The following is a 26,700-nucleotide window of genomic DNA, read 5'->3' as shown; positions in this document are numbered from 1 at the left end:
GACAAATCGCGGCGGTACGATCAGTAATTTGATGCGCGAAAGGATGCGTGGCGTCGAGGACCGCGGTGATTTTCTGCGCGTCGAGATAGGTTTCAAAAGCCTTCGCCCCGCCAAACCCGCCGATCCGCGTGGGCAGTGGCATGGTGTCCGGGCTGCGCGTGGCTCCGGCGAGGGAGACGATGGCATCAACGCCTTTCACGGCCAATTCCGTTGCGATACGTTTGGCATGCCCTGTGCCGCCCAAGAGCAGCAGCGTCATCCCTCCGCCCTCGCTATGATTTCGCCAGCCCGATCGATGACCACCACATCGAGGTGCTCCGCCGCCCCATCAAACCGCTCTCGGATTTGCGCAACCGCCCCCTGCGCGGCCTTGTCCGCCAAGGCGGGCACCAGCTGGTACGCCTCCAGCGCGGTGTTTGCGCCTGCCAATTCCGGCGCGCTCAAATCCCTTGCCAGCCGCTCAAAATCAACCTGAGATCGGCTAGAATGCAGATCGATCGCGCCCTGCGCGACCTTGGTGATCTTGCCAAGGCCACCGCCGATTGTCAGGCGTTTCACAGGATGTTTGGCGATGTACTTCATCATCCCACCCAAGAAATCGCCCATATCCAGCATCGCGTGATCGGGCAAACCGTACAGCCCCTGTACGACACGCTCAGATGTCGCACCCGTGCAACCCGCCACATGCAACAACCCATCAGCATTCGCCACATCAATCCCGCGATGGATGGAGGCGATCCATGCCGCGCAACTGAATGGACGCACGATCCCTGTCGTCCCCAAGATCGACAAACCACCTTCGATTCCCAACCTCGGGTTCCACGTCTTCTTGGCAATCTCCGCACCGTCGGGAATGGCGACGGTGATTTCGACATTCGGTGACTTGCCGAATTCCTCTGCAACCTCTTCCACCACGCCGGTCATCATCTGGCGCGGCACGGGATTGATAGAGGGTTCCCCAACCGCAATTGGCAAGCCTGCTTTGGTCACAACACCGACGCCTTCACCCGCTTTGAACGTCACGCCTGTGCCCACAGCCCGCACCCGCGCAATTATGAGTGCTCCATGGGTGACATCTGGGTCGTCGCCGGCGTCTTTGGTAATCCCAACCTCCGCCCAGCCATCGCCAACATCGGTCCACGCCAGCGGAAACTCCGGCGTCTCCCCCCGTGGTAATGTGATCCCGACGTTACTGGGAAACGCCACGCCCCAAAGCCGGATCAACGCCGCTTTCGTGGCGGCGGTGGCGCAGGTACCCGTCGTCCAGCCTTTGCGCAATTCGGTTTTGGGCGTCTCAGTCATCCAGCGGACTATAGAAACACCACGTCATGCCGCCAATGCGAAATCGCGTGTCGTTTGTTCTCTTTCCTTCGACGGAGCAAACCGTCATTATCGCAACATGTTAGAAGCTGCCCCTCTTCCCGATCACAGCTGGCCCAAGATGGAGCCGGGATGGGTCTGGCTATGCGGTGCTGGTCCAGGCGATCCAGGGCTTTTGACGCTCCACGCTCTCAATGCGCTGAAGCAGGCCGATGTTGTGATTTATGACGCACTGGTGCAGCAGACCATTTTGACATGGGCGTCGCAAGCGGAGCATATCTATGCCGGCAAGCGCGGTGGCAAGCCGAGCGCCAAGCAACGTGATATATCCCTCCGGCTCGTTGATCTGGCACGGGCGGGCAAGCGGGTGTTGCGCCTTAAAGGTGGCGATCCGTTTGTGTTCGGGCGCGGCGGTGAAGAAGCACAGACCCTTGTGCAGCACGGCATTCCTATTCGCATTATTCCGGGTGTTTCCGCAGGTATCGGTGGGTTGGCCTATGCTGGTATTCCTGTGACCCACCGCGACGTGAACCAGTCTGTGACGTTTGTGACTGGCCACGACCAATCCGGCAACGTCACGGGATCGCTCGACTGGCCGAGCATCTCCCGCGGATCGCAAGTCATCGTCATTTATATGGGCATGAAGCACATCGCCCATATCGCAGGCGAATTGATCAAGGCGGGGCGCAGTCTGGCAGAGCCTGTCGCTGTGGTGAGCACGGCGACAACAGAAGATCAGAAGGTGCTGGAAACCACCCTTGGTACGGTTGTCGATGACATCACCCGCACGGGGATGGAGCCACCGTCGATCATCTGCGTTGGTCGCTCTGTGCTGATGCGGCAGGTCCTCGATTGGCAAGGCATGGCCGCGGGTGACGCGCCACGCAATCTTGACCCGCTGGAGCGCGGAAAACCGGCTGAGAGCGCATGAGCTTTCTGATCGCTGCGCCGGGGTCCGGCAGCGGCAAAACCACAATAACTTTGGGGCTACTGCGAGCGCTGGTAAGGCGCGGCCACACAGTGCGTGGGGCCAAATCTGGCCCTGATTACATCGACCCGCGCTTTCATGCTGCTGCAAGTGGGCTAGAGTGCTTCAACCTCGATGCTTGGGCGATGTCGGAAGCGCGGATTGGGTCGCTCGCAGCTGGTTCAACACCGCTCATAATTGAGGGCGCGATGGGCCTATTTGACGGGGCACCGCCCGATGGCAAAGGGGCCTGTGCAGACCTTGCGCGCATGCTAGAGGTGCCTGTTGTGCTTGTGGTCGATGCGGCGCACATGGCGCAATCTGTGGCCGCGTTGGTCAGTGGATTTGCGAACCATGATCCAAACGTGACCATCGCTGGCGTTATCCTGAACAAAGTCGGCTCCCCCCGACATGCCAAGATGCTGGAACGGGCGCTGGCGCCGTTGGGAGTTCCAATCTTTGGTGTCTTCATGCGCGACAGCAGTTTGACCCATCCGTCCCGCCATTTGGGGCTGGTGCAAGCAGCGGAGCATCCGAAATTGGAGCAATTCCTGAATGCCGTGGTCGATAAGGTCGAAGCTTGCGTTGATCTTGAGGCAATTGAAGCCCTCCTGTCCCCACTGCCTGCCGGCGGAAACTGCCCCGCGATCGCCCCACCCGCCCAAAGGATTGCTGTTGCACAGGACGAAGCCTTCGCCTTCGCCTACCCGCATATCCTGAACGACTGGCGCACCGCAGGAGCGGAGGTTTCCCAGTTCTCCCCGCTTGCGGATGAGGCTGTGCCAGATTTTGATTTTGTCTTTCTGCCAGGCGGGTATCCGGAACTTCATGCGGGACGCCTCGCGTCCAACACCATATTCCTAGACAGCCTGCGCGACCACGCCGCAACACGACCCGTTTATGGGGAGTGTGGTGGCTATATGGTTTTGGGCGACGCCCTGACCGACGCGGACGGCACCCCTCACAAGATGGCGGGATTGTTGAGGTTGGAGACGTCGTTTGCCAAGCGAAAGCTCCACCTCGGGTACCATTATTTGACTGCGGCACATGGCCCCTTTGATGGCAATTGGAAGGGGCATGAATTCCATTATGCCAGCACCCTAAAGGCCGATGGTCCACCCCTGTTCGAAGCCTCCGATGCAGAAGGCACGCAACTGCCTGCGATGGGTCTTATCAACTGCAATGTTTCAGGCAGCTTTGCACATGTGATCGACCGCGCCTGATCGCCAATGGACACTCCCGCACCGGCGGGATACCGAGGCGTCATGAGTGAGATTAACGACACCATCGCGCGGCGCAACGTGCTGATCCTTGTGGCGGCGCAAGCGATCCTTGGCGCGCAGATGCCCATGATCTTTGTCGTTGGCGGTCTCGCGGGCGGCATGTTGGCGCCCAACATCTGCCTTGCGACCTTGCCCATCTCCGTCATTGTCTTCGGTTCCATGAACACTGCCCCATGGATCTCGCTATTGATGCAACGGAGCGGGCGGAAGATTGGTTTTTATATCGGCGCCTTGGCAGGTGCGTTCGGGGCGGCGGTTTCGGCCTATGGGCTCTGTGTCTCATCCTTCACGCTCTTGCTGGTCGGGTCCTATTTCACCGGCATCTACATGTCCGCCCAAGGGTTTTATCGCTTCGCCGCGATTGACCGTGCCTCCGAAACGTTTCGTCCCAAGGCCATTTCCTACGTTCTCGCCGGTGGGCTCTTGTCGGCAGTGATTGGGCCTCAACTGAATAAACTGGTCGAAGGCTATTCTGTTGTCCCGTTCCTTGGCACCTATGCCGCTGTTGTGATGTTGAACCTGGTTGGCATGGCACTATTCATCTTCCTTGATCTGCCAACGCGCGTCGCAGACCGCGTGCAGGCAACTGCAAAGTCTCGCACACGGATCGAGCTGTTGCGCGACCCAAGGATCCTTGTCGCCATCATCTGCGCGATGGTCAGCTACGCTTTGATGAATCTCGTCATGACCTCGACCCCATTGGCCGTTGTTGGCTGCAACTTTACCCGGAACAACGCCAATGACATCGTGTCCGCGCATGTGCTAGCCATGTTCGCACCGTCGTTCTTCACGGGGCATTTGATTGCGCGGTTTGGCGTTGAAAAGATCATTGGCGCTGGCATCGCAATTTTGGCCGCGGCAGGCATTGTGGCCCTGTCCGGCGTGGCGCTTGGCAACTTCTTTGTCGCGCTTATCCTGCTCGGCCTCGGCTGGAACTTCGGGTTTATCGGCGCGACAACAATGCTCTCCAGCGCCCATTCCCCAGACGAACGTGGCGCAGTGCAAGGCATGAACGACATGTTGGTCTATGGCTTGGTGACGGTCGCGTCGTTGGCGTCGGGCGGCCTGATGAATTGCTCTGGCGGCGACCCTGTTGAGGGTTGGAATGCCGTTAACTATGCGATGGTGCCGTTCTTGGTATTGGCGGCGTGGTCTTTGGGTTGGTTGGCAATGCGGTCCAGACGCCCTGCATAGGCGGTCAACGCCACCAGCCCCACAGCGACACATGCGCAAATCGCAGACTTTCACGAGCTGGGCCGAGGCCGAGTCCCCCGTTTGCAACCAGTTCTGGCGACTTCAGCGCCTGTTCCAACGTGGGTTTCGCTAAAAACGCGGGCGATAACGCGGGGGCCGCTGCTTTCGAGATACCCTGTTTCATCGACCGCGCCCGTTTAAGGCATTCCAGCCCACGTTCTGCCAACGTCCGCACGGCCACCGCGCGGCCATCGACAAGCGGTTTGCGGCCTGCTTCTTCCAACGCAGGGATCGCGCGGAAGAGGTTTGCGATGCCGGAGGCGAATCCAACAAGGCGCACGGCCTCTTGATCTGCAGCCCCAAGGGCGTTCACTGCAACCGTCATAAGATTGCTTGATGTCGCATGAATATATTCGTCAAAATGGGCGACATCCTCGAACGGGTCGGAATAGATGTCCCAACGCCGCGCGGCGACCAACGCATCCAATTGAGCGCAGGCATCTTGATCGAGGATTTTGGCCAGTTCATCGACAACCTCGTGCTTACGCACGGGGCCGCCCTGCCCGATTTCTTCTAAGGCATCGCGCCACCATTGCAGACGCATTTCTGCGATCATGGCCTCCTGCGTCACCCATGGCGTGCGGGTCACTTCAATATTGAACGCGTAGAGTGGGAACAAGACGCGGCGCGCCTCTAACGGAGCCGCCATTGTCGCGCGGAAGCGATCAGGATCGCCCCGTTCAACGAGCGCAGCGCAGGCCTCAAAGCTCAAGCCTTGGCCCCGACGCGGATCAGTTTCCAATTGATCGCATCCACCAGCGCCTCAAACGACGCATCAACGATGTTCGCGCTGACCCCGACCGTGGACCAACGATGGCCCTGATCGTCTTCGCTGTCGATGATAACGCGGGTCACAGCTTCAATCCCGCCGTTGGTAATCCGCACCTTATAGTCCACCAGCTTCAGGTCTTCGATGTAGCTTTGGTATTTGCCCAAGTCTTTACTAAGCGCGCGACCGAGCGCGTTCACCGGACCTTGGTCTTGGCCGTCATCGCTCAGGCTGTCGCTGACGTTCAGCATCCGATCCTCGCCCATCTTCACGGCCACAACCGCCTCGGAGAGCGACACCATCTCATTCTTCTTGTTTTTGCGACGCTCCACCGTGACGCGGTAGCGCTTCACCTCAAAGAAAGATGGCAACAGACCCAATTCCTCCCGCGCCAAAAGCTCGAAAGAGGCTTGCGCGGTGTCGTAGGAATAGCCCTCCGCCTCTTTCACTTTGATGCGTTCAAGGATGCGCGGCAGGGCCGGATCGTCTTTGGCCACCTCGATTCCTGCTTTGGCGAGCCGTTCGCGCAGATTTGATTGCCCTGCTTGGTTTGACATAGGCACGATGCGGGAATTGCCGATGCTCGAAGGATCAACATGTTCGTAGGTGGTCGGGTCTTTCAGGATCGCACTTGCGTGCAGCCCAGCCTTATGCGCAAAGGCAGAGGCCCCAACAAACGGCGCTTGTTTCACAGGTACGCGGTTCAGGATGTCATCAAGCATCCGCGACGCAGGCAAAAGGCCCTTAAGCGCCGTATCGGATACGCCGGTCTCGAACTGGCTGGCGAATGGCTCTTTCAACCTCAATATCGGGATGAGCGTTGTCAGGTTGGCGTTGCCACAGCGTTCACCAAGTCCGTTGAGCGTGCCATGGATTTGGCGCGCGCCCGCAAGGACCGCTGCCAGCGTATTGGCAACCGCGTTCTCCGTATCATTATGGGTGTGGATGCCGAGGTGATCACCAGGGATGCCGCTTTCGATTACTTTGGTTACGATCTCGCTCACCTCATGCGGCATCGTTCCGCCGTTGGTGTCGCAAAGCACAATCCAGCGACAGCCTGCGTCGTAGGCTGCATGGATCGCGTTCAGCGCATAGTCTGGATCCGACTTGTAACCGTCAAAGAAATGTTCTGCGTCAAAAAGCGCCTCGCGTTTTTTCGCCTTAAGGTGAGCAAAGGACGCGGTGAGATTTTCGGTGTTCTCCTCCAGCGTGATGCCCAGCGCGTCGGTGACATGAAAGTCGGAGGATTTACCGACAAGGCACACCGCAGGTGTTCCGGCATTCAGAACGGCGGCGAGGACATCGTCATTCTCCGCCGAGCGCCCAACGCGTTTGGTCATGCCGAAAGCGGTCATTGTCGCGCGGGTTTCGGGAGCGGCATTGAAGAAATCGCTGTCCGTTGGATTGGCCCCTGGCCAACCACCTTCGATGTAATCGACGCCAAGGTCATCCAGCATCTTGGCGATCTGGATTTTTTCGTCCGTGGAGAACTGCACCCCTTGGGTTTGCTGCCCATCGCGGAGGGTGGTGTCAAAAAGGTAGAGGCGGTCTTTGGTCATTGGCTTGCCCTTCCCAAATACACGTGATGCCCCAAATCACGGATCGCTCCCACACCGCCCCCCAGGGCGGGTGCGATGCTCCCCCCCCCCTCGGCGCGTGCGCGATCGTTTCGATGGAAGACACTCATAGCAAGACCTCCAGTTTGGAAGGGTCAAACTTTGGACTGGGCTTTAGAGTGACGCCCTCTTTGCTCATTTGAACCTCTACGCCAGCGTCGAGCAAAGTCGCCTTCAAGGCGTCAACTTTAGAAAAGTCCTTCGTCTCCATCGCCACATTGCGAGCATCAGACAACGCCGCCTCAAGAGCTGACAAGTCAACATCTGAAACTGCCGCCCAATCAGGCGCCGCGCCGATAAACAAGCCAAGCATTTTCATTGATGCGGCGAGCGCTGCCGCCTCATTGCTAGACGACAGTTTGTGCAATTCTGCCAATGCACCGGCTGTGTTCAGATCATTTGAAACAGCAGACAAGACAGTGTCTGGAACCTCACCAACCGACTGACCGTCAACTTGCGCGTACCACTTCCTTAACGTCTTCTCCGCCCCTTCGCGCTTCTTCTCGGTCCAATCCATCGGCTTGCTGTAGTGCGTCGATAGGAAAACGAAACGGATCACCTCTCCCGGCACGCCCTGATCCAACAAATCGCGTACGGTGAAGAAGTTCCCAAGCGACTTAGACATCTTCTTGCCTTCGACCTGCAACATGTCGTTGTGCAGCCAAACCTTGGCGAAGTCGCTCTCTGGATGGGCGCAACGGCTTTGCGCGATCTCGTTCTCGTGGTGCGGGAATTGCAGGTCGTTACCACCGCCGTGGATGTCAAAGGTCTCCCCCAGCAACTCTTTGGACATAGCAGAGCACTCGATGTGCCATCCGGGGCGACCTCTTCCCCACGGACTGTCCCAGCCAGGTGTATCTAAGTCCGAGGGCTTCCAGAGCACGAAATCCATTGGGTCGCGCTTGTAAGGCGCAACCTCCACACGGGCCCCTGCGATCATATCATCAACAGACCGACCGGAGAGCGAGCCATACTCAGGGTCCGTGGACACAGCGAACAATACATGGCCTTCCGCCTCATAAGCGTGACCTTTGGCGGTCAAGGTGTCGATCATTTCGACCATTTCCTGAATATACTCCGTCGCGCGCGGTTCATGGGTCGGTCGCAACGCGCCCAGCGCATCCATATCATCATGATACCAGCCGATCGTCTCGTCCGTGATGACACGGATCGGGCGGCCCGTCTCTGCCGCCTTGGCGTTAATCTTGTCATCGACGTCGGTGAAGTTGCGAACATATGTGACATGCTCTGCGCCGTAGACATGCCGGAAAAGCCGAAAGAGCACATCAAACATCAGCACATTTCGGGCATTCCCAAGGTGCGCGCGGTCGTAAACTGTTGGTCCACACAGATACATGCGCACATTCTGCGGGTCGATCGGCTCAAAGACCTCTTTCCGTCGGGTCTTGGTGTTATGAAGTTTGATCTCGGTCATGTCTTTCACGCGCAAGCTGTCCCTGCGGGCTTAGCGAGTTCAGCGAATGAGTGAAACGTGAAAAAGCGGCCCGCGACGATGTCAGCAGGTCAAAATGCAGCAAATAAGGGTGCAGCTCTTTTTCATGAATGGTTTGGTAGCCTCAATCGCGGCTCATGTCCACGAGTTTGTCGATCATGTTAAGATTGCGGGCCGTGTAGGTTGTGCCGGTCACAGCGCGGTGGAAGTTCTCCGCCAGTTTCGAGGCACCAAAGCCATCTGGCGCGTGCAGCCAGACCGTATGGCCGTGAACCACCACCTTTTCCGTCGTGGCAAAATGAGCGATGACATCTTGATCGAGCTCCTGCGCGTCGAGGCAGAAAAAGCCGTAGACAGTCCTTGCAGCGCTTGCAGGGAACGGGCAATGGGCGAAGTGGCTCGCCAATTCATGCACGCTCCTCCTCGATCTGGAGACAATCCAGCGGTTCACGGCGGCTCTATCGAAACCGCTCAACATTCTCATCACAAGCGGATCAGCAGACTATACCCGCGCCACGCTTGATGACATCGGCGTGGCGCGGATTTCAATCGGCACTTCCCTTGCGCGGGTCACACATCGCGCGATCTACGACATTAGCAAAAGCATGATCGAAAGCGGGGACTTTACGGTGCTGGCCAACAGCATCGAGTCGGATGTGAGCGATCCGTTTTTGTCCGACAAACCCTGACAAGTCTGATCAGAACGAATAGCTGACCCGTGCCGACAAGATGGTCGCATCAATATCCGCGCCACTGTCATGGAAGTCTTCAAACTGATGCTGGAGGATTTCGCCGCCCATGCTCAACATATCGCTGAGGCGATAATCGACACCGACACCACCAAATATGCCACGATCATCAACACTAACCGCCTAGCCAGTCCACGCCTGTGCCGCGCCAAGCGTTACATAGGGCATGTATTGACCCATATCCAAGCCAGCACGGGCTTTCATGCGGGCAACGTTGTCCAGATCAATCCCCGATCCGCTGTCACTGATTTGCGTCCAGTCATAGTTGTAGCACGCATGCAGACCGTAAATGAGATCACGCGCTTCACTGTCGAAAAGGATTATCAACACGGCCGTAGCCCAGCTGCGCACCGGCGTAAAAACCCGTCCAATCCGCGCGGCCAAGGACCGCTTGCGCCCGTTCAGTTGGAAGAGAAAAACCTGTCCCCTCTATTGTCGTTTCCGCCTGCGCCGCGCCGGTCGACAGCGCCACCAGCGCAAAACCAGCCGCCAAATATGTCCGAACCATTTTGTTACTCCTTCTTTGAGTTGGGAGGAGCCTTGAGATCAGCATCTTTTTCCCGCTGCTCAACCCCTTACGAGGCCGTTTAAAATACATGCGCTGAAGGTTGCGAAATGCAGGGTACCTTTCGGCCAAAAAAGGTTGATGGTTCGGCGGATGCGCCAAAACCCACTGGATGGGATCGCGATAGGACATTTCCCTACTGATCGCAAAAATGTGTCCTTGAAAGGTAAAAACGACATCAGGTCGGAATTAAACTAGATGCGCGGCTGTGATTCTCTCTAACGTTCAGGAAAGGAGAGATCATTTGGCACGCTGTCGGATCAAATATGCTTTGGTCAGCAGAACCATCGGCGCTCGCCGTGGTCGTGCTGCGCGCGGTCGCCCGTTTGGTGAGTAAGAGCTTCGACTTTTCTACTCACACAACGAAAGACCAAAACCATGAACGATCAAACTCCACAGCGTGACGGACGGCCGCGACGCTCTGGCGGGCGTGCAGCGCGAACAGCGCTCCGCTCTGCCAAACTTGCCGAAGATTTGCGCCCTGTTCGCGCCGGTCTGCCCGGTGGCACCTACAAACCCCTATCCGATGCCGACATCCAAGCCATCCATGAGGCAGCACTCGTGGCTCTGGAAGAGATCGGCCTCATCGACGCGCCGGAATCTGGCGTCGATGCGATGGTCCAAGCAGGGGCAATCCTTGGGGACGACAATCGCCTGCGCTTCCCGCGCAGGCTGGTGATGCAGATGCTGGGCAAAGCCGCGAAATCGGTCACTTTGCATGGCCGCGACCCAAAACATGATTTGGACCTGACGGGCGCGAAGGTTCATTACGGCACGGCCGGTGCAGCGGTACACATGGTTGACGTGCAAGGCCGCGCATACCGCGACAGCACCGTGCAGGATTTGTTTGACGCGGCCAAGATCGTCGACAGGATGGACAACATCCATTTCCTGCAACGCCCAATGGTCTGCCGCGACATCCCCGACAATCGGGAGATGGATTATAACACCATCTACGCTGCCGTTTCCGGCACCAAGAAACACGTCGGCACATCTTTCACCGAACCGGACTTTGTCGATGACTGCCTAGAGATGCTTCACATGATGGCGGGCAGTGAGGAAGCATGGCGGGTGCGACCCTTCGTGCTGAACTCCAACTGTTTCGTCGTCCCACCAATGAAGTTTGCCACTGAAAGTTGTCAGGTGATGGAGAAATGTATCGCAGGCGGGATGCCTGTCCTGCTTCTTTCCGCGGGGCAAGCGGGGGCGACGGCCCCTGCCCCGATTGCAGGCGCGATTGTTCAGGCCGTGGCGGAATGTTTGGCCGGTGTTGTATATGTCAACGCGATCAAACCGGGGCATCCGGCTGTCTTTGGCACGTGGCCTTTCGTAAGTGACCTGCGCACAGGTGCAATGTCGGGTGGATCGGGCGAACAAGCCTTGCTGACTGCTGGCTGCGCTCAGATGCATCATTTCTACGGCCTCCCTGGTGGTGCTGCGGCAGGAATTGCCGACGCGAAGCTACCTGACATGCAAGCGGGGTGGGAGCAGATGTGCTCGAACGTTATGGCGGGGCTGTCGGGTCTGAACATGGTTTACGAGGCTGCGGGGATGCATGCTTCCCTCCTCGGGTTCTGTCACGAGTCCCTGATCCTTGGGAACGACCTCTTGGGCCAAGCAATGCGCTGTGTCCGCGGGATCGAGGTGAACGAGGCGACATTGGGGTTAGACACGATGCGCTCCGTCTGTCTGGAGGGCCCCGGTCACTACTTGGGGTCCGATCAGACCTTGGCGCTGATGCAAACGGAATACATCTATCCAGAGGTCGCCGACCGAACCTCCCCCAAGGAATGGGCGGAGAACGACAAGCCGGACCTTATCGAAACAGCGATGGCCGCAAAGGAGAAGATCCTGTCAGAGCCTTCGTCGGCGTGGCTGGATCCTGCGACGGATGAGGCCATCCGCGCGCGCTTCAACATCCACCTGAAGGCGCAGTAATCAGCCGCTTTTCGGCATGCTCAACGTTCCGCCACAGACCGCGGCTTTGACGCCCGTTGTGGTGGAGCAACTCGTCGGCAAACCGTTGACGACCCGTGCCGCCAGATGCGCAAAGGCTTGCGCTTCGAGCATGTCACCATCCAGCTCAACCTCTTCAACCGGCATCACCGGACAATCGAGGCTGAACGACAGCATCTGCATCAACGTCGGGTTCTTACGGCCTCCGCCAGCAACAAGGATGCGTGTAGGCGGGCTTGGGCAATGGCGCAGCCCCTCCCCAACACTCAGCGCGCAAGCCGCCGTAAGGGTCGCTGCCGCGTCTTCTGTGGTGTGGTCTTTGAGGTCAACGAGCAGTAAGGCGAAGGCATCGCGGTCCAACGACTTGGGCGGCACTCGGTAGAAATAGGCGTTGGTCAGAAACCGCCCAATGATCTCACCATCGACCCTGCCAGATTGCGCAGTGGCACCATCCGCATCGTAAGGCTGCAACAGCCGCGCGCGCATGAGATCGTTGAGCGGCGCATTGGCAGGTCCAGTGTCGAAAGCGAGCATTACGCCTTTGTCTTCTGGGCGCTCTGCCGTCGGATCAATCCAAGTCAGGTTGGCCACGCCGCCTAGGTTGAGAAAGGCCAATGGTTCCGTCGCGCCAATCCGTTTTGCCAATGCGAAGTGGTAGAACGGAGCCAGCGGCGCACCCTGCCCGCCGAGGTCAACATCCGCTTTGCGAAAATCCCAGACAACCGGCTTTTGCAGCACTTCCGCCAGCATCTGACCATCCCCCGCCTGATGCGTGCCGCGCCCGCCGGGTTCATGTGCGAGGGTTTGACCATGAAAACCAATCACCTCCGCGTCTTCAAACGGTGTCAGGGCTTGTGCGTGCGCCGTCTCGATCAGTTCCGAGACATCCGCAATATCGTCATCCTGCCAGTTGCCTAATGCGTCACGCAGTTGGGCCTGCTCACCATCCGTGTAAGGTCGAAAAGCAGTCTCCCCAAACCCGTGAATACGATGGCCGTCAGTTTCGATCTGGGCCACATCCACCCCGTCGAGCGATGTACCCGACATGGTTCCCGCCGCTTGCAGAACGCGATTCTTCAACATGCACTTTCCCTGCCCCATTGTGCGCCTTATAGAGTGGCGTGAAACGCCTTTGGGAACAAGACTATGACCTACCATCCGAAGTCCGATTTTATAGCAGTGATGATGAAGCGCGGCTTCCTAGCCGATTGCACCGATTATCAAGGTTTGGATGACGCGATCAGTGCGGGTGTAGTGCCCGCCTATATTGGCTACGATGCGACCGCAAAATCGCTTCACGTCGGGCACTTAATGAACATCATGGTGCTGCGCTGGTTCCAAAAGTGCGGCGGCAAGCCGATCACCTTGATGGGCGGCGGCACAACCAAGGTGGGCGACCCGTCCTTCCGCTCAGACGAACGCCCCCTGCTCGATGAAGCTGGGATTGAGGCCAACATCAAAAGCATGAAGCAGGTCTTTGCGAAATACCTGACCTACGGCGATGGGCCGACGGATGCGTTGATGCTTAACAATGCCGAATGGCTGGATGATCTAAATTACCTGTCCTTCCTGCGCGACATCGGGCGGCACTTCTCCGTCAATCGGATGTTATCGTTCGAAAGCGTGAAATCGCGGCTCGATCGGGAACAGTCGCTGTCGTTTCTTGAGTTCAACTACATGATCCTGCAGGCCTATGACTTCCTTGAGCTGAACCGCCGTTATGGCTGCCTTTTGCAAATGGGCGGGTCAGATCAATGGGGCAACATCGTCAACGGTATCGACTTGACACGTCGCGTCTTGGATCAGGAGATTTATGGCCTGACGACACCGCTTCTGACCACCTCTGACGGTCGCAAGATGGGCAAGTCGCAAGGCGGGGCTGTTTGGCTGAACGGCGATATGCTTTCGCCATATGAGTTTTGGCAGTTCTGGCGCAACACCACTGATGCCGACACCGGTAAGTTCCTGAAAATCTTTACGGAGCTTCCCGTCGAAGAATGCGACCGTCTCGGCGCGCTCAAAGGGTCTGAGGTTAACGACGCTAAGATCATCCTCGCCAACGAGGTCACAATATTGCTGCATGGCACAGAAGCTGCGAAAGCGGCGGAGGCGACAGCGCGCGAGGTTTTTGAGAAAGGCGGCGTCGGAGACGATTTGCCGACACTAACGCTAAGTGCCAATGACATCGGCGATGGCATCTCCATCGTGCAACTGATCGTGAAATCCGGACTCGCGGGCAGCGGCAAGGAAGCCAAACGCCTGATTGCAGAGAATGGCGCAAAATTGGACGACGAACCTCTGTCGAATGCGGGTCTCATGGTCGATGCGAATATGCTGTCCAAGCCCATGAAGCTGAGCGCGGGCAAGAAGCGTCACGCTTTGGTGCAACTGAGTTAAGCACATCTGGGGGCGCTGATGACCTCTTTCGTTGTTTATGACGTCTTCACCGATTGCGCTTTTGGCGGCAATAAGTTTGCCGTCATTCCAGATGCAACTTCCCTGAAAGAAGACCAACTGCAAAAGATCGCGCGGGAATTAAATTTCTCAGAAACAACCATCGTTTACCCGCCCGTCGATTCAGAAAACACAACCAAAGTTCGATTTCCACCCCGACTATGGAAGTGCCCTTTGCAGGTCATCCCATGATCGGCACATCAATTGTTCTGCGCGATCTGGGCCACGACGGACCGATGACGCTTGAGTTGGGCGTAGGCCCGATCCCCTGCATATTTGAAGGTGACAGCCCGGCCTTCACGACAACTGTACCATTGGTATTGGGTTCTGATTTGGACCCAGAAGCGGTCGCGCGATGTCTGGGCATCGATGCAACGTCCATCACCACCGCAACCCATGCGCCCGTGCAGGCTGCTGTCGGTTTGATCTTCACGATGGTTGAGCTTGCCTCCAACGACGTCCTGTCGCAATGCGCGCCTATCACCGATGCCTTCCGCGCCGCCGCTGATGCCTACCCAACCGAACTGAATTTCGCCGTCTTCGCTTACACTCGGCAAGGCGATACAATCAACGCCCGCATGTTCCCCCCCTCGACAATATCGCAGAGGACCCGCCGACAGGTAGCGCCTCAGCTGCCCTTGCCGCGCTCAAGCAAGACAGGCTTGGGACACCGCTCACCCTAACCATCCACCAAGGTGTCGATATGGGGCGACCGTCCTTGATCAAAGACACCACAATGCAAGACCCGTTTTCCGTCACCATCAGCGGACAGGCGGTGCGCACGATGACAGGCACACTCACGCTCTAAATCGAGTGGTTCCATCGCGCCGCTGCCCAAGCTATGAAAGCGTCAAGACCAGCGGTGGGATGCAATGACGACAAGTATCATCCAAAGATGCGAAGACCTTGGCTTGCGCATGACGGGGCAGCGCCGCGTCATTGCCTCCGTCCTTGAAGCCGCCACTGACCATCCGGACGTGGAGGAACTTTTCCGCCGCGCCACTGCTGAGGATGCGAGCATTTCACTGGCCACCGTCTATCGCACGGTCAAACTATTTGAAGAGACAGGTATACTTGAGAAGCATGAGTTCGGCGACGGGCGTGCGCGCTATGAAACCGCAGATGGCGATCACCATGATCACCTCATTGACGTTAATTCCGGCGAAGTGATCGAGTTCGTCGATGAAGAGATTGAAGCCCTGCAAGAAAGAATCGCTGAAAAACTGGGCTACAAACTGATGGGCCACCGGCTTGAGCTTTATGGCGTCCCGATCAAGAAACTCCAATCATGACGGAAAACCTGCGCGGCGCGCTGCTGATGACCGTCTCAATGAGCGCATTCGCTGTGGAGGATGCGTTTATCAAAATGATCTCCGCCACGCTCCCCACAGGCCAGATCATCATGGTGATTGGCGCTGGAGGTACGCTAATTCTTTTGCTTTGGCAGCTTCTGCGCGGGCAAAAGCTCTGGACACGCGCCTATCTTGACCCGTTGGTGCTGCTGCGATCATCCTTTGAAGTTCTGGGTACCCTCTTTTTTGTCAACGCGCTTGCCACGATCCCACTCACCACGGCCTCCGCCGTGATCCAAGCGACACCCCTTGTCGTCGCAATGGGCGCGGCGATGTTTCTGGGCCAAAATGTCGGTTGGCGCCGCTGGCTCGCCATTGGGATTGGGTTCATCGGCGTCTTGATCGTCTTACGCCCAGGCACAGACAGCTTCACCCCCCTCACTCTACTAGCCGTTGGCGGCATGCTTGGCCTTGCTGCCCGCGACATCACCACGCGCGCGGTGACGGTCGATATCACAGGCGTGCAACTTTCCATCCATGCGCTCATCTGCCTGATTTTCGCGGGTTGGGCATTGATGCCACTCCAAGGGGGCGCTTTCGTCATTCCAAACCTGACCGTCGCGCTTCTGCTAATCGGATGCGTGGCCATTGGATTGATTGCCTACCTCCTTATCATCGCCGCCACCCGTATCGGGAATGCCGCCGTCATCTCCTCTTTCCGCTATGCTCGGATGCCCTTCGCCATTCTCGTCGCAGGAATAACCTTCGCTGAGGTGCCCGACCTGCCCACAATCATCGGCGTCACCATCATCATTTCTGCCGGTATTTTCACTCTCTGGCGCGAATCCCGCGGCCTGCAACCTTCCCCTGCGGAAGAAGCCAAGGTATAGCCACTCCTACAACGACCTCCCAAAGGACTTTAGACATGAGTACCATTATCGACATTCACGCCCGCGAAATCCTCGACAGCCGCGGCAACCCAACTGTTGAAGTCGATGTGATCCTCGAAGACGGCACGATGGGCCGCGCGGCGGTGCCATCGGGGGCCTCCACTGGCGCGCATGAGGCTGTGGAAAAACGCGACGGGGACAAATCCCGTTACATGGGCAAAGGCGTCTTGGAAGCTGTGGCCGCCGTGAACGGCGAGATCGCAGAAGCCTTGGTCGGCTTTGACGCGATTGAACAGGTCGCCATCGACCAAGCGATGATCGAACTTGATGGCACACCAAACAAAGGCCGCTTGGGCGCAAACGCGATCCTTGGCGTGTCTCTCGCCGTTGCCAAGGCCGCAGCAGACTACACCGCGCAGCCCCTGTTCCGCTATGTCGGCGGCACTTCGGCCCGCACCCTGCCGGTGCCTATGATGAACATCATCAATGGCGGCGAACATGCTGACAACCCAATCGACATCCAAGAATTCATGATCATGCCAGTCTCTGCCTCCAACATCCGCGAAGCGATCCGCATGGGTGCCGAAGTCTTCCACACGTTAAAAAAAGAACTGTCCATCGCCGGCCACAACACTGGCATCGGCGATGAAGGCGGCTTTGCGCCAAATCTGGAAAGCACGCGTGTTGCTTTGGACTTCATCAAAAGGTCCGTTGAAAAAGCAGGCTACAAGCTTGGCGAAGACATCTACCTCGCCCTCGATTGCGCCTCCTCTGAATACTACAAGGATGGCAAGTATGAGATGGTGGGTGAAGGCAAATCGCTCACATCTGCGGAAAACGCACAATACCTCGCAGACCTTTGCAAAGACTATCCGATCATCTCCATCGAGGACGGTATGGATGAGGATGACTGGGAGGGCTGGAAGATGCTCACCGATCTCATTGGCGACAAAGTCCAGCTTGTGGGCGACGATCTTTTCGTAACCAACCCAACCCGTTTGGCCGATGGTATCGCGCGGGGCGTGGCGAACTCTATGCTCGTAAAAGTCAATCAAATCGGTAGCTTGACAGAAACTCTTCAAGCGGTCGAGATGGCGCACCGTGCCCGCTACAGCAATGTCATGTCGCACCGCTCGGGCGAGACGGAGGATGCCACCATCTCCGACCTCGCCGTTGCCACGAATTGCGGTCAGATCAAGACTGGCTCCCTTTCCCGCTCCGACCGTTTGGCAAAATACAATCAGCTTATTCGGATCGAAGAAGTGTTGGGCGAAACAGCCGTCTACGCCGGAAAGAGCATCTTGAAATCTTAATGCTCACATCGGGCTTTCACGACGTCCCAAACGGACAGATCGCGGCGGTCGTCACTCATCTAGAGATGACAACGCCGCAGCCCGATCTCACGGCTGACTTCCCCGCGACGGTCACGGCAACCCGTAAACGGCTTTCCGTCGTGGATTACCGCGCCCTCTTCCGCGCCATTGGCGAAGATTGGCTCTGGGTGTCACGCCTGAAACTCTCGGACACCGACCTTACCGCAATCCTGACCCATCCAGACGTCGAAACATGGGTGTTCAGTGAAAACGAAACGCCCATTGGCCTCGTCGAGATTGACTTTCGCGATGCCCCTGACTGCGAGCTTGCCTTCTTCGGCCTCGTCCCCTCCGCCACGGGCAAAGGGTTCGGCCCCGCGATGATGGCCCTGGCTCAGACCCGTGCCTTTTCGCGGCCGATCAACAGGTTCACCCTGCACACTTGCACGCTCGATTCACCGCACGCACTGGCTTTCTATCAGCGCCATGGGTTCAAGGCGGTCAAACGCTGTGTCGAACTCTTCGATGATCCGCGTGGCAGTCTCTTTGCCGAAACCGCTGCGCCGCATCTGCCCCTCATCAGAAAGCAAAGCGATGACGGCTGAAGAAATTATCGCGCAGCTCAACCTGTCCCCGCACCCCGAAGGCGGCCACTACCGGCAAACGTGGCAAGCGGACAACGCAGGCCGTTCTGTTGGCACCTGCATCTATTTCCTCTTGGCAGAAGGCGAGAAAAGCCATTGGCACACCGTCGACGCGGTTGAAATCTGGCACTACTACGCTGGCGCACCGCTGATCCTCTCAATGGCCGAAACCGCTGATGGCCCTGCCCATGACCATATCCTTGGCCCCGACCTCACCAATGGCCAACACCCGCAACTCATGGTGCCGACAAAGCATTGGCAATCGGCACGGACCACCGGCGCATGGACTTTGGTGGGCTGCACAGTCTCCCCTGGATTTGAATTTTCGGGCTTCACCCTCGCCGAGCCTGACTTCGACATTAAAAGGTAAATGCAGGCCCCTTCAGTGGGGCGCCAGGCACCATAAAGGGGGCCGTCTTTCGCGCGATCATCGGCTCCTCAGCCTGTGTCGCATAGCAACTCCAAGCAATTTCCCTTCAATTTTTGCAAAATTTTCGCCCCTCTTTCGCATAAAATACCTCGGGTTCCGGGGCAGCGCCCCAGACGCATCGGTACCAATCTGCCCATAGTTTCCATTTTCGAAACAAACGATCCAGAATTCCACAAATGGCATGCGATTGATTTTCGTATTGAAACTATACGAGCTCTCGCGCTTGACCACACTCTATTCTGAGATCGAAGAATTCTTTGCAGAACGCCTTCTCGCCGCTGCACATCCTGATGCGACTTCGGTGGTTTATGACGTGGTTCAAGCCTTCCACGACACCGCTGCAAGCCAAGCCGCCTTCGCCTTCGTAAATTGCGCCATCGGGTTGGAGGATGGCCTGTTTGACACAACTCCCAAAACGAGGGAAATCAGCCGCACCATTTTCAAAGCCACGGCGCTCTTTTCCGCCAATATGTTTGCCGCCGAATTTCTTTTGGGGCGACCGGTCACATGCCGCAATGTCTTTAATATCTGGCGCCAGACCCATAATCCGGTGTTTTTTGCCCGCCGCAGCAAAAAAGGAGGGGGACCAAAGTCCCCCTTTATAGTCTCGCTTTTCGGGCTCGTATTATACCGCTCGTAGTTTTTTGCCTGCGGCCCGAACCGCGCCCGGGGGCGAGCACACCCGCCCCGGATTCTCTTAGCTACAGCCTGACGTTCCACCGCAGGTGTTGCACTTCATGCAGGTGCCGTTGCGCACCAATGTGTAGTTCCCGCATTCACCACATGGGTCTCCCTCGTACCCCTGCATCTTCGCCTTATCGCGGGCGGAGATGCCGGTGGAGGTGATGGTGCCAGTGGACATTGCCGTCTCAGTCACCTCAGGCACCAACGTTTGCAGTGCGCCCATCGGATCCGTTCCAGTCGAGAGGGCTCTCGCACCCTGTCCGCCGTTCAGCACGACCAGCTCTTGTGGCATCCGCTTGCGCAAGTAACCGGTGGAGCTGATTTGCTTCAAGACTTCCAGCGACCGTGTTGCAGCCGTCTCCGAAGGTGCTTGCACGTTGCTGACACCCTCTTCCTCACCGCGTCCAATGTCATCGAAGGCTGCGCCTTCGGGCTTCACATGTGCCAGATCGGTGCGGTCGAGGTAGGACACCGCCAATTCGCGGAAGATGTAGTCGAGGATCGACGTCGCATTCTTGATGCTGTCGTTGCCTTGGACCATGCCAGCTGGCTCGAACTTGGTGAAGGTGAAGGCGTCAACAAACTCTTCGAGCGGCACGCCGTACTGAAGACCGACAGACACCGCGATGGCGAAGTTGTTCATCATTGCACGGAAGCCCGCGCCCTCTTTGTGCATGTCGATGAAGATTTCGCCCAGCTTGCCGTCTTCATATTCACCTGTACGGAGGTAGACTTTGTGACCTCCCACGATGGCTTTTTGCGTGTAACCTTTACGACGCTCTGGCATCTTTTCACGCTCTTGCTCGCGCATGACTTCTTTAACGATGATCTTTTCAACCACCTTCTCGGCCAGAACTGCTGCCTTCTCCTGCGGAGAGCCTGTTTCGAGCACTTCAGCGGCTTCGTCGTCATCCTCCACAAGCGCTGCGGCCAATGGCTGGGACAATTTGGAACCATCACGGTAGAGCGCGTTGGCCTTGATGCCCAAGGACCAGCTCAACTCGTATGCTTTCTGGCAATCCTCAATTGTCGCATCGTTCGGCATGTTGATCGTTTTTGAGATCGCGCCGGAGATGAAGGATTGCGCCGCCGCCATCATGGTGATGTGGCTGTCGACGCTGAGAAAGCGCTTGCCTTTCTTGCCGCATGGGTTCGCACAATCGAAGACATTCAAGTGCTCTTCCTGCAGGAACGGCGCACCTTCGAGGGTCATGGTGCCGCAGACGTGGTCGTTGGCGGCATCAATGTCCTGCTTCGAGTATCCAAGGTGACGCAGCAGGTCGAAGGTTGGATCGTTCAGCTTCTCCGCCGGGATGCCCAAGGATTTGGTGCAGAACTCTTCGCCCAGCGTCCACTGGTTGAAGACAAAGCGAATATCGAAGGCAGAGGCGAGTGCTGCCTCTACTTTGTCAATCTCAGCTTGACCAAACCCATGTCCGATCAGGGATGTGTGGTTGATGGCTGGCGCTTGACCTAAGGAGCCGTGGCCCACAGCGTAGGCGATGATCTCTTCGATCTGCGCGGAGCCATAGCCCAGCTTTTCAAGGGCTGCTGGAACAGATTGGTTGATGATCTTGAAGTAACCACCACCAGCGAGTTTCTTGAACTTCACTAGCGCGAAATCCGGCTCGATCCCCGTGGTGTCGCAGTCCATGACGAGACCAATCGTGCCTGTTGGCGCGATAACGGAGACCTGCGCGTTGCGGTAGCCATGCTTTTTGCCAAGCTCCAGCGCCTCATCCCAGCTCGACATCGCCAGATCGACCAGTCGTGGGTCAGGGCAATTCGCATGGTCCAAGGCCACGGGCTTCACTGCCAGTTTCTTATAGCCAGTTATCTTGCCTTGCGCCGCCGTGCGGTGATTTTCGATGACGCGCAGCATGTGCTTAGCGTTTTTCTTGTATCCAGGAAACGCGCCAAGCTCGCTCGCCATCTCAGCGGAGGTTGCGTAGGATACGCCCGACATGATCGCCGTCAAAGCGGCGCCCATCGCGCGGCCTTCGTCGCTGTCATAGCCGAAACCCATGTTCATCAACAAACCGCCGATGTTGGCATAGCCTAGGCCCAAGGTGCGGAAGTCATAGGACCGCTGCGCGATCTCTTTCGATGGGAACTGCGCCATCATAACGGAGATTTCGAGTGTCACTGTCCACAGACGTGTGGCGTGCATGTAGTCTTCGACTTGGAACTCACCGTCCTTGTAGAACGTCAGCAGGTTCATGGAGGCAAGGTTGCACGCTGTATCATCCAAGAACATGTATTCAGAACAAGGGTTTGAGCCGCGAATCTCACCGTCTTCTGGGCATGTGTGCCATGCGTTGACCGTATCGTGGTACTGAATGCCCGGATCTGCACAGGCCCAAGCGGCGTGGCCCACCTTGGCCCACAGATTACGGGCTTTGATGGTCCGGGCCACTTCGCCGTTTTTGCGGTTGCGCAGGTGCCAGTCAGCGTCATCCTCGACAGCCTTCAAGAAAGCATCGGTGACGCGGATGGAGTTGTTGGAATTCTGGCCGGACACGGAGGAGTAAGCCTCTGAGTCCCAATCTGTGTCATATGTCGGGAATTCAATGCTGGTGTGGCCTTGCTTGGCGTAATCCAGAACACGCTTCACATATGTCTCTGGGATCGCAACCTTTTTGGCTTCTCGGATCGCTGTCCTCAAAGATTTGTTTATCTTCGGATCATAAGCGTCTGCTTCCACACCATCCCATGATTTGATCGCCGCAAAAATGCCATTTAGCTTTTGCTCGTGCATCTTGGAGCCTGCGACAATGGATGCGACTTTCTGCTCTTCAATCACCTTCCAGTCGATGAATTCTTCGATGTCTGGGTGATCGGCATCGACGATGACCATTTTCGCCGCGCGACGTGTCGTGCCGCCAGATTTGATCGCGCCCGCTGCGCGGTCACCAATTTTCAAGAACCCCATCAAGCCGGAGGATTTTCCACCGCCCGAGAGCGGCTCTCCCTCACCACGGAGGGAGGAGAAGTTGGTGCCCGTACCGGAACCGTATTTAAACAGACGTGCTTCGCGGACCCAGAGGTCCATGATGCCGCCATCGTTGACCAAGTCGTCAGAGACGGATTGGATAAAGCAAGCATGCGGCTGTGGATGCTCGTAAGAGGACTTTGATTTCGTCAGGTCACCTGTCTTGTAATCGACATAGTGGTGCCCCTGTGCAGGACCGTCGATGCCATAGGCCCAGTGCAGGCCAGTGTTAAACCACTGTGGGGAGTTTGGCGCGGCGCGCTGAGTGGCCAGCATGTGGCGCATTTCGTCAAAATAGGTGCGCGCGTCCTCTTCCGTGGAGAAATAGCCGCCTTTCCAGCCCCAGTAAGCCCAAGCGCCGGCCAAACGGTCGAAAACCTGCTTTGCAGATGTTTCCCCACCCATCTCGGCGCCTTCATCCGGCTCGGATCGCCACAGGAACTCCGGCACACCCTTCTCTTTCACTTTCTTCAGAACTGACGGGACGCCTGCTTTCCGGAAATACTTCTGCGCGATGACGTCGCTCGCTACTTGGCTCCAAGATGTTGGAATTTCACAGTCGTCCAGTTTGAACACAATGGTTCCATCTGGGTTCCGAATCTCGGAACTGGTGTTGGAGAAGTCCAAACCATCGTATGCATCTTTACCGGAAGTGGTGAAGTTACGTTCAATCTTCATCGCGTCTGCCCCTGTCATCGCCGTCGTTGCGGCACTTTTAAATCAGTCTGCGCACAGCAGTGCGCCCTCAACATTGCTATGCGGTACCACGATTGAGACAAATCTTTAGCGGCCCGCTACAAGCAGGTCGTCCGGCGCGATACGCTGGTTGTGTTTGTCAATCCCCGTGCTGACACCACATGTAGTGTTGTCCGCGCCAGCCTGCACAACTTGGAACAACTACACCTAGTGGGTCAACGGGTTTCTTTACTAAATATTGGGTTTTTTAAGTTGACGACTGGCGAAGTCAGGCCCCGCTTTTACAATTGCCGATTCCTCAACATCGATGTCCACAGTGATCATCCGATCGTTGAATAAGAAGAATCCGAATAATCACGGCACCTTGGCAAATCTTGCTGAGGTTTTGAGTGAAGAATTCCACCGCCCTTAACACTGCTTAACGACGTCACACAGACATGGTTCCAAATTTTGTCGAGCCGGACACACGTGTTCATTTAGCCACGGTCACACGAGTTACGACACACGAAGACGCCGCTACCCGCTGCGTCAAAGCGTTGCCACATCCACCGTAATCACAAAAAAACGGCAGGCCATTTGGCCTACCGTTTTTTTATGGTCGGGGCAGAGAGATTCGAACTCCCGACCCTCTGTTCCCAAAACAGATGCGCTACCAGGCTGCGCTATGCCCCGATCGACGCTTATCTACGCTCACGAAACTGATTTGAAAAGACCCTAATCGCGTTTAATTTGCGCAAGGTTTCGCAGCGCCGGGGCCGATAAATGGATGCTGGAGAATGTCACCTACGCTGATGCCCAGCCGATCGCTCAGCCCACCATTGATTTCCAACACATACTGGACATTGTCACCGCCTGGGATCCCTGTCTCATCAAGCGGCACTGCTTCTTTATGGATCTTGGAAATCACACCATCCGGTTCGACAAATATCATATCGAGAGGGATAAGCGTGTTGCGCATCCAGAACGCCACACGCTGTGGCCGCTCATAAACAAAGAGCATACCTTCGAGTGTTGGCATCTGTTCTATAAACATCAGACCCTGACTGCGTTCGGCCGCGTCATCGGCGACTTGCACCGTAAACCGTGCCATACCCCAGTCCCCAAAGACTGTAACGCGATCGTCTGAACAGGCAGCAGAGGCCGCTGGCCCAAGTAACGATAAATAAAAGATTACTGCGAACGACGCCGCGCGCGTCATTTGGCGGCAGATTCCCAGCTCAGAATATCAATCGCCATCATCCCACGATTGCCATTCATCATGCGCATTGCGATCGCTTCGCCTGTTGCAAGATCAGCTAAACCAGAACGACGTAGTACTTCGATATGCAAGAAGACATCGCGGTCATCGCCAAAGACATTCGCGAAACCAAAACCCTTGCCCTCATCGAACCATTTCACCCGCGCTGGATGCACAGGGCTCGCCGCGATTTCTTCTGCGGTCACTTCCTGCATGTCGCCGAGCGGTGGAGTGCCATCATCTTCCGGCGGCTGGATTGAGACGATTTCAACCGCCTGCAGGCCACGATTAGTGCGCTGAACAACAATCTCGATCCGCGACCCATCAGAGACAGACCCCTGCCCAAAATTCCGTAGAACATTGGCATGCAAGAGAATGTCTGGACCGGCTTCATCTGACACGACGAATCCAAAACCTTTCGCAGGGTCAAACCATTTGATTTGGCCATTCACCTGGTTCGTGTCGTCAGTGGTCATTAAGCGCTCTTTTGTGGGTGCGCGGTCGTGCCGAGCAAGGTTTGAGTGGGTTGTCAGTCTACTAACTGTCTAACCCCGATACGCTACAGTTAACACATGGGAAAAACCAACCCCTTTTTAGGGAAATAGACGCGAAATTTTCCAATTGGTGTCGAGTGTTGCACGTTCCCACTTAAATCTGTCATGCAGTCGATACTCCCCATCGGCCCAAAACTCCATTTCCACCGGGATGATACGTAGCCCGCCCCAAAAGGGAGGTCGATCCGGATCGTTGCTAAGGCGTTCTTGCACTTTGGCGTGTTCGGCCATCAACTCATCTCTTGATCCAAGCGGTTGTGACTGACGCGAGGCCCACGCCCCATAACGGCTCTCAAGCGGCCTGCTTTTGTAGTAGGTGTCGGCGATTTCGCCATCTTCCCGCTTAACCAAACCGCGCACGCGGACTTGCCGACGTAATGATTTCCAATGCATCACAAACGCAGCTTTCCCCGACCCCAGAATTTCACGGCCCTTAGCACTTGTGTAATTTGTGTAGATGACAAACGCATCATCCTCGATCGATTTCAGCAAAACCACGCGGACGTTGGGCATCCCGCTTTCATCCACTGACGCCAGCGACACGGCGTTCGGATCATTCGGCTCCAACGCCTCAGCCTCCGACAACCAAGACCGCGCGAGCTCAAACGGGTTGTCCCCCGCAAAAATACCAGTTCGTTCCGACATCGCGTCCCCTTTCATGATACGATACCTATAGATAACGCCACCCGATCTTCGATTGATCCGGATCAAGTGCGCTTGCGGCAAAAAACGCAATAGCCTACACCCGAAAAAAACATAGATGGAGCGGAGCATATGTCCAATCAGCTTTTGGCCGGTAAGCGCGGCCTGATCATGGGCCTCGCCAACGACAAATCAATTGCATGGGGAATTGCGAAAGCCTGCGCGGATGCCGGCGCAAAACTTGCGTTTTCCTATCAGGGCGAGGCTTTGAAAAAGCGCGTGGGACCGCTGGCTGAGTCTGTCAGTTCCAACTTGGTCCTCCCGTGCGACGTGGGCGATGAAGCGTCGATTGACGCACTCTTTGACAGATTGAAAGAGGAATGGGGCAGCTTGGACTTCGTCGTGCATGCCATTGGTTTTTCTGATAAAAATGAATTACGTGGTCGCTATGTGGATACGACACGCGGCAATTTTGCGATGTCGATGGATATCTCCGTCTATTCTTTCACCGCCGTCGTGCAACGTGCCGAAAAGATAATGAACGATGGCGGCTCCTGCCTGACGCTGACATACTACGGCGCGGAACGCGTGATGCCACATTATAATGTCATGGGCGTCGCCAAGGCGGCGTTGGAGGCATCGGTGCGTTATCTGGCCGAAGACCTCGGCAAAGACGGCATTCGGGTCAATGCGATCTCCGCTGGTCCCATCAAGACGCTCGCCGCCTCTGGCATCGGCGATTTCCGCTATATTCTGAAGTGGAATGAATACAACTCCCCGCTTCGCCGGACTGTGACGATTGAAGATGTGGGTAAATCCGCGCTGTACCTGTTGTCCGACCTCGGCTCTGGCACGACCGGCGAAGTGCTGCACGTTGATTCAGGTTACCATGTCGTTGGCATGAAAGCCGTCGATGCCCCTGATATCACGAAGGAATAAT

The 26,700-nt window shown here is 56.7% G+C and carries 27 protein-coding genes, 1 tRNA gene and 1 pseudogene; 15 read left to right on the top strand and 14 right to left on the bottom strand.

Features of this window, described 5'->3' with window-relative positions; translation table 11 throughout:
- Together ACTF5F_RS12285 and ACTF5F_RS12280 are read right to left on the bottom strand one after the other, a co-directional pair.
- On the bottom strand, positions 1 to 259 hold a 259-nt coding region (locus ACTF5F_RS12285; protein WP_438957163.1), incomplete at its 3' end, for a precorrin-6A/cobalt-precorrin-6A reductase.
- Entirely contained in the window at positions 256 to 1,302 is a 1,047-nt protein-coding gene (locus ACTF5F_RS12280; RefSeq protein ID WP_438957162.1) for a cobalt-precorrin-5B (C(1))-methyltransferase, read from the bottom strand. The genes ACTF5F_RS12280 and ACTF5F_RS12285, both read right to left, overlap by 4 nt.
- Positions 1,303 to 1,399: 97 nt before the next feature.
- On the opposite strand from ACTF5F_RS12280, the gene cobA reads away from it, so the two are divergent.
- From cobA to ACTF5F_RS12265, 3 genes are read left to right on the top strand one after another with little or no spacing between them, the layout of a single operon-like run.
- Entirely contained in the window at positions 1,400 to 2,251 is an 852-nt protein-coding gene (cobA, locus tag ACTF5F_RS12275) for a uroporphyrinogen-III C-methyltransferase (RefSeq protein WP_438957161.1), read from the top strand.
- Complete coding sequence (locus tag ACTF5F_RS12270) at positions 2,248 to 3,510, top strand: cobyrinate a,c-diamide synthase (RefSeq protein WP_438957160.1); 1,263 nt, start codon at positions 2,248 to 2,250, stop codon at positions 3,508 to 3,510. The genes cobA and ACTF5F_RS12270 overlap by 4 nt, the downstream gene beginning before the upstream one ends.
- Before the next feature lie 42 nt (positions 3,511 to 3,552).
- On the top strand, positions 3,553 to 4,764 hold the full coding sequence (locus ACTF5F_RS12265) for an MFS transporter (RefSeq protein ID WP_438957159.1): 1,212 nt from the start codon (positions 3,553 to 3,555) through the stop codon (positions 4,762 to 4,764).
- A gap of 4 nt (positions 4,765 to 4,768) precedes the next feature.
- Here ACTF5F_RS12265 and ACTF5F_RS12260 read toward each other — a convergent pair whose 3' ends face one another.
- From ACTF5F_RS12260 to ACTF5F_RS12245, 4 genes are all read right to left on the bottom strand, one after another.
- Complete coding sequence (locus ACTF5F_RS12260; RefSeq protein ID WP_438957158.1) at positions 4,769 to 5,536, bottom strand: squalene/phytoene synthase family protein; 768 nt, start codon at positions 5,534 to 5,536, stop codon at positions 4,769 to 4,771.
- A complete protein-coding gene (gene cimA / locus ACTF5F_RS12255; protein ID WP_438957157.1) occupies positions 5,533 to 7,152 on the bottom strand; it encodes a citramalate synthase in 1,620 nt (539 codons plus the stop codon). Before cimA ends, ACTF5F_RS12260 begins: the two co-directional genes overlap by 4 nt.
- Before the next feature lie 124 nt (positions 7,153 to 7,276).
- A complete protein-coding gene (cysS, locus tag ACTF5F_RS12250) occupies positions 7,277 to 8,644 on the bottom strand; it encodes a cysteine--tRNA ligase (protein ID WP_438957166.1) in 1,368 nt (455 codons plus the stop codon).
- A gap of 142 nt (positions 8,645 to 8,786) precedes the next feature.
- A complete protein-coding gene (locus tag ACTF5F_RS12245) occupies positions 8,787 to 9,113 on the bottom strand; it encodes a hypothetical protein (protein ID WP_438957156.1) in 327 nt (108 codons plus the stop codon).
- Between ACTF5F_RS12245 and ACTF5F_RS12240 the strand changes: the two genes are divergently transcribed.
- Positions 9,091 to 9,351, top strand: a complete 261-nt coding sequence (locus ACTF5F_RS12240; protein WP_438957165.1) for an isocitrate lyase/phosphoenolpyruvate mutase family protein — start codon at positions 9,091 to 9,093, stop codon at positions 9,349 to 9,351. The genes ACTF5F_RS12245 and ACTF5F_RS12240 overlap by 23 nt on opposite strands.
- Before the next feature lie 183 nt (positions 9,352 to 9,534).
- Here ACTF5F_RS12240 and ACTF5F_RS12235 read toward each other — a convergent pair whose 3' ends face one another.
- Together ACTF5F_RS12235 and ACTF5F_RS12230 are read right to left on the bottom strand one after the other, a co-directional pair.
- Positions 9,535 to 9,741, bottom strand: a complete 207-nt coding sequence (locus ACTF5F_RS12235) for a hypothetical protein (RefSeq protein WP_438957155.1) — start codon at positions 9,739 to 9,741, stop codon at positions 9,535 to 9,537.
- Positions 9,716 to 9,919: a hypothetical protein gene (locus ACTF5F_RS12230; RefSeq protein WP_438957154.1), complete on the bottom strand. Its 204-nt coding sequence runs from the start codon at positions 9,917 to 9,919 to the stop codon at positions 9,716 to 9,718. The genes ACTF5F_RS12235 and ACTF5F_RS12230 overlap by 26 nt, the downstream gene beginning before the upstream one ends.
- A 435-nt stretch (positions 9,920 to 10,354) precedes the next feature.
- Here ACTF5F_RS12230 and ACTF5F_RS12225 point away from each other — a divergent pair, with 435 nt between their 5' ends.
- Positions 10,355 to 11,914, top strand: a complete 1,560-nt coding sequence (locus ACTF5F_RS12225; RefSeq protein WP_438957153.1) for a trimethylamine methyltransferase family protein — start codon at positions 10,355 to 10,357, stop codon at positions 11,912 to 11,914.
- Here ACTF5F_RS12225 and ACTF5F_RS12220 read toward each other — a convergent pair whose 3' ends face one another.
- Complete coding sequence (locus ACTF5F_RS12220; RefSeq protein WP_438957152.1) at positions 11,915 to 13,015, bottom strand: anhydro-N-acetylmuramic acid kinase; 1,101 nt, start codon at positions 13,013 to 13,015, stop codon at positions 11,915 to 11,917.
- A gap of 63 nt (positions 13,016 to 13,078) precedes the next feature.
- Between ACTF5F_RS12220 and tyrS the strand changes: the two genes are divergently transcribed.
- From tyrS to ACTF5F_RS12175, 9 genes and pseudogenes are all read left to right on the top strand, one after another.
- Positions 13,079 to 14,329 (top strand): tyrosine--tRNA ligase, encoded by a 1,251-nt coding sequence (gene tyrS, locus ACTF5F_RS12215; RefSeq protein ID WP_438957151.1) that lies wholly within the window; start codon positions 13,079 to 13,081, stop codon positions 14,327 to 14,329.
- 18 nt (positions 14,330 to 14,347) lie between these two features.
- Positions 14,348 to 14,578: a PhzF family phenazine biosynthesis protein gene (locus ACTF5F_RS12210; protein ID WP_438957150.1), complete on the top strand. Its 231-nt coding sequence runs from the start codon at positions 14,348 to 14,350 to the stop codon at positions 14,576 to 14,578.
- Positions 14,548 to 15,194, top strand: a pseudogene (locus ACTF5F_RS12205) (PhzF family phenazine biosynthesis protein). The gene ACTF5F_RS12210 and the pseudogene ACTF5F_RS12205 overlap by 31 nt, the downstream one beginning before the upstream one ends.
- Positions 15,195 to 15,258: 64 nt before the next feature.
- On the top strand, positions 15,259 to 15,678 hold the full coding sequence (locus ACTF5F_RS12200) for a Fur family transcriptional regulator (protein WP_438957149.1): 420 nt from the start codon (positions 15,259 to 15,261) through the stop codon (positions 15,676 to 15,678).
- Positions 15,675 to 16,568, top strand: a complete 894-nt coding sequence (locus ACTF5F_RS12195) for a DMT family transporter (RefSeq protein WP_438957148.1) — start codon at positions 15,675 to 15,677, stop codon at positions 16,566 to 16,568. Before ACTF5F_RS12200 ends, ACTF5F_RS12195 begins: the two co-directional genes overlap by 4 nt.
- A gap of 35 nt (positions 16,569 to 16,603) precedes the next feature.
- Positions 16,604 to 17,881: a phosphopyruvate hydratase gene (gene eno / locus ACTF5F_RS12190; protein WP_438957147.1), complete on the top strand. Its 1,278-nt coding sequence runs from the start codon at positions 16,604 to 16,606 to the stop codon at positions 17,879 to 17,881.
- Positions 17,881 to 18,486: a GNAT family N-acetyltransferase gene (locus ACTF5F_RS12185; RefSeq protein WP_438957146.1), complete on the top strand. Its 606-nt coding sequence runs from the start codon at positions 17,881 to 17,883 to the stop codon at positions 18,484 to 18,486. The genes eno and ACTF5F_RS12185 overlap by 1 nt, the downstream gene beginning before the upstream one ends.
- Positions 18,476 to 18,895, top strand: a complete 420-nt coding sequence (locus tag ACTF5F_RS12180; protein ID WP_438957145.1) for a cupin domain-containing protein — start codon at positions 18,476 to 18,478, stop codon at positions 18,893 to 18,895. Before ACTF5F_RS12185 ends, ACTF5F_RS12180 begins: the two co-directional genes overlap by 11 nt.
- Positions 18,896 to 19,178: 283 nt before the next feature.
- Complete coding sequence (locus ACTF5F_RS12175; RefSeq protein ID WP_438957144.1) at positions 19,179 to 19,595, top strand: hypothetical protein; 417 nt, start codon at positions 19,179 to 19,181, stop codon at positions 19,593 to 19,595.
- A 57-nt stretch (positions 19,596 to 19,652) separates the two neighbouring features.
- Here the strand turns inward: ACTF5F_RS12175 and ACTF5F_RS12170 are convergent, their stop codons facing one another.
- The 5 genes from ACTF5F_RS12170 to pdxH form a co-directional block, all read right to left on the bottom strand.
- On the bottom strand, positions 19,653 to 23,309 hold the full coding sequence (locus tag ACTF5F_RS12170; protein WP_438957143.1) for a vitamin B12-dependent ribonucleotide reductase: 3,657 nt from the start codon (positions 23,307 to 23,309) through the stop codon (positions 19,653 to 19,655).
- A gap of 613 nt (positions 23,310 to 23,922) precedes the next feature.
- A tRNA-Pro gene (locus ACTF5F_RS12165) sits at positions 23,923 to 23,999 on the bottom strand.
- Between the two features lie 52 nt (positions 24,000 to 24,051).
- The gene (locus ACTF5F_RS12160; protein ID WP_438957142.1) at positions 24,052 to 24,417 is read right to left on the bottom strand and encodes a DUF192 domain-containing protein; all 366 of its coding nucleotides are present in this window, start codon (positions 24,415 to 24,417) and stop codon (positions 24,052 to 24,054) included.
- 104 nt (positions 24,418 to 24,521) lie between these two features.
- Positions 24,522 to 25,040: a cold-shock protein gene (locus ACTF5F_RS12155; RefSeq protein WP_438957141.1), complete on the bottom strand. Its 519-nt coding sequence runs from the start codon at positions 25,038 to 25,040 to the stop codon at positions 24,522 to 24,524.
- Between the two features lie 117 nt (positions 25,041 to 25,157).
- Positions 25,158 to 25,763, bottom strand: a complete 606-nt coding sequence (gene pdxH, locus ACTF5F_RS12150; protein WP_438957140.1) for a pyridoxamine 5'-phosphate oxidase — start codon at positions 25,761 to 25,763, stop codon at positions 25,158 to 25,160.
- Between the two features lie 129 nt (positions 25,764 to 25,892).
- On the opposite strand from pdxH, the gene fabI reads away from it, so the two are divergent.
- Positions 25,893 to 26,699 (top strand): enoyl-ACP reductase FabI, encoded by an 807-nt coding sequence (fabI, locus tag ACTF5F_RS12145; RefSeq protein WP_438957139.1) that lies wholly within the window; start codon positions 25,893 to 25,895, stop codon positions 26,697 to 26,699.
- Position 26,700: the final 1 nt, after the last annotated feature.

This window comes from Cognatiyoonia sp. (genome assembly GCF_965661665.1).
GTDB lineage: Bacteria > Pseudomonadota > Alphaproteobacteria > Rhodobacterales > Rhodobacteraceae > Cognatiyoonia.
This window is presented reverse-complemented; position numbering and strand designations above follow the sequence as displayed.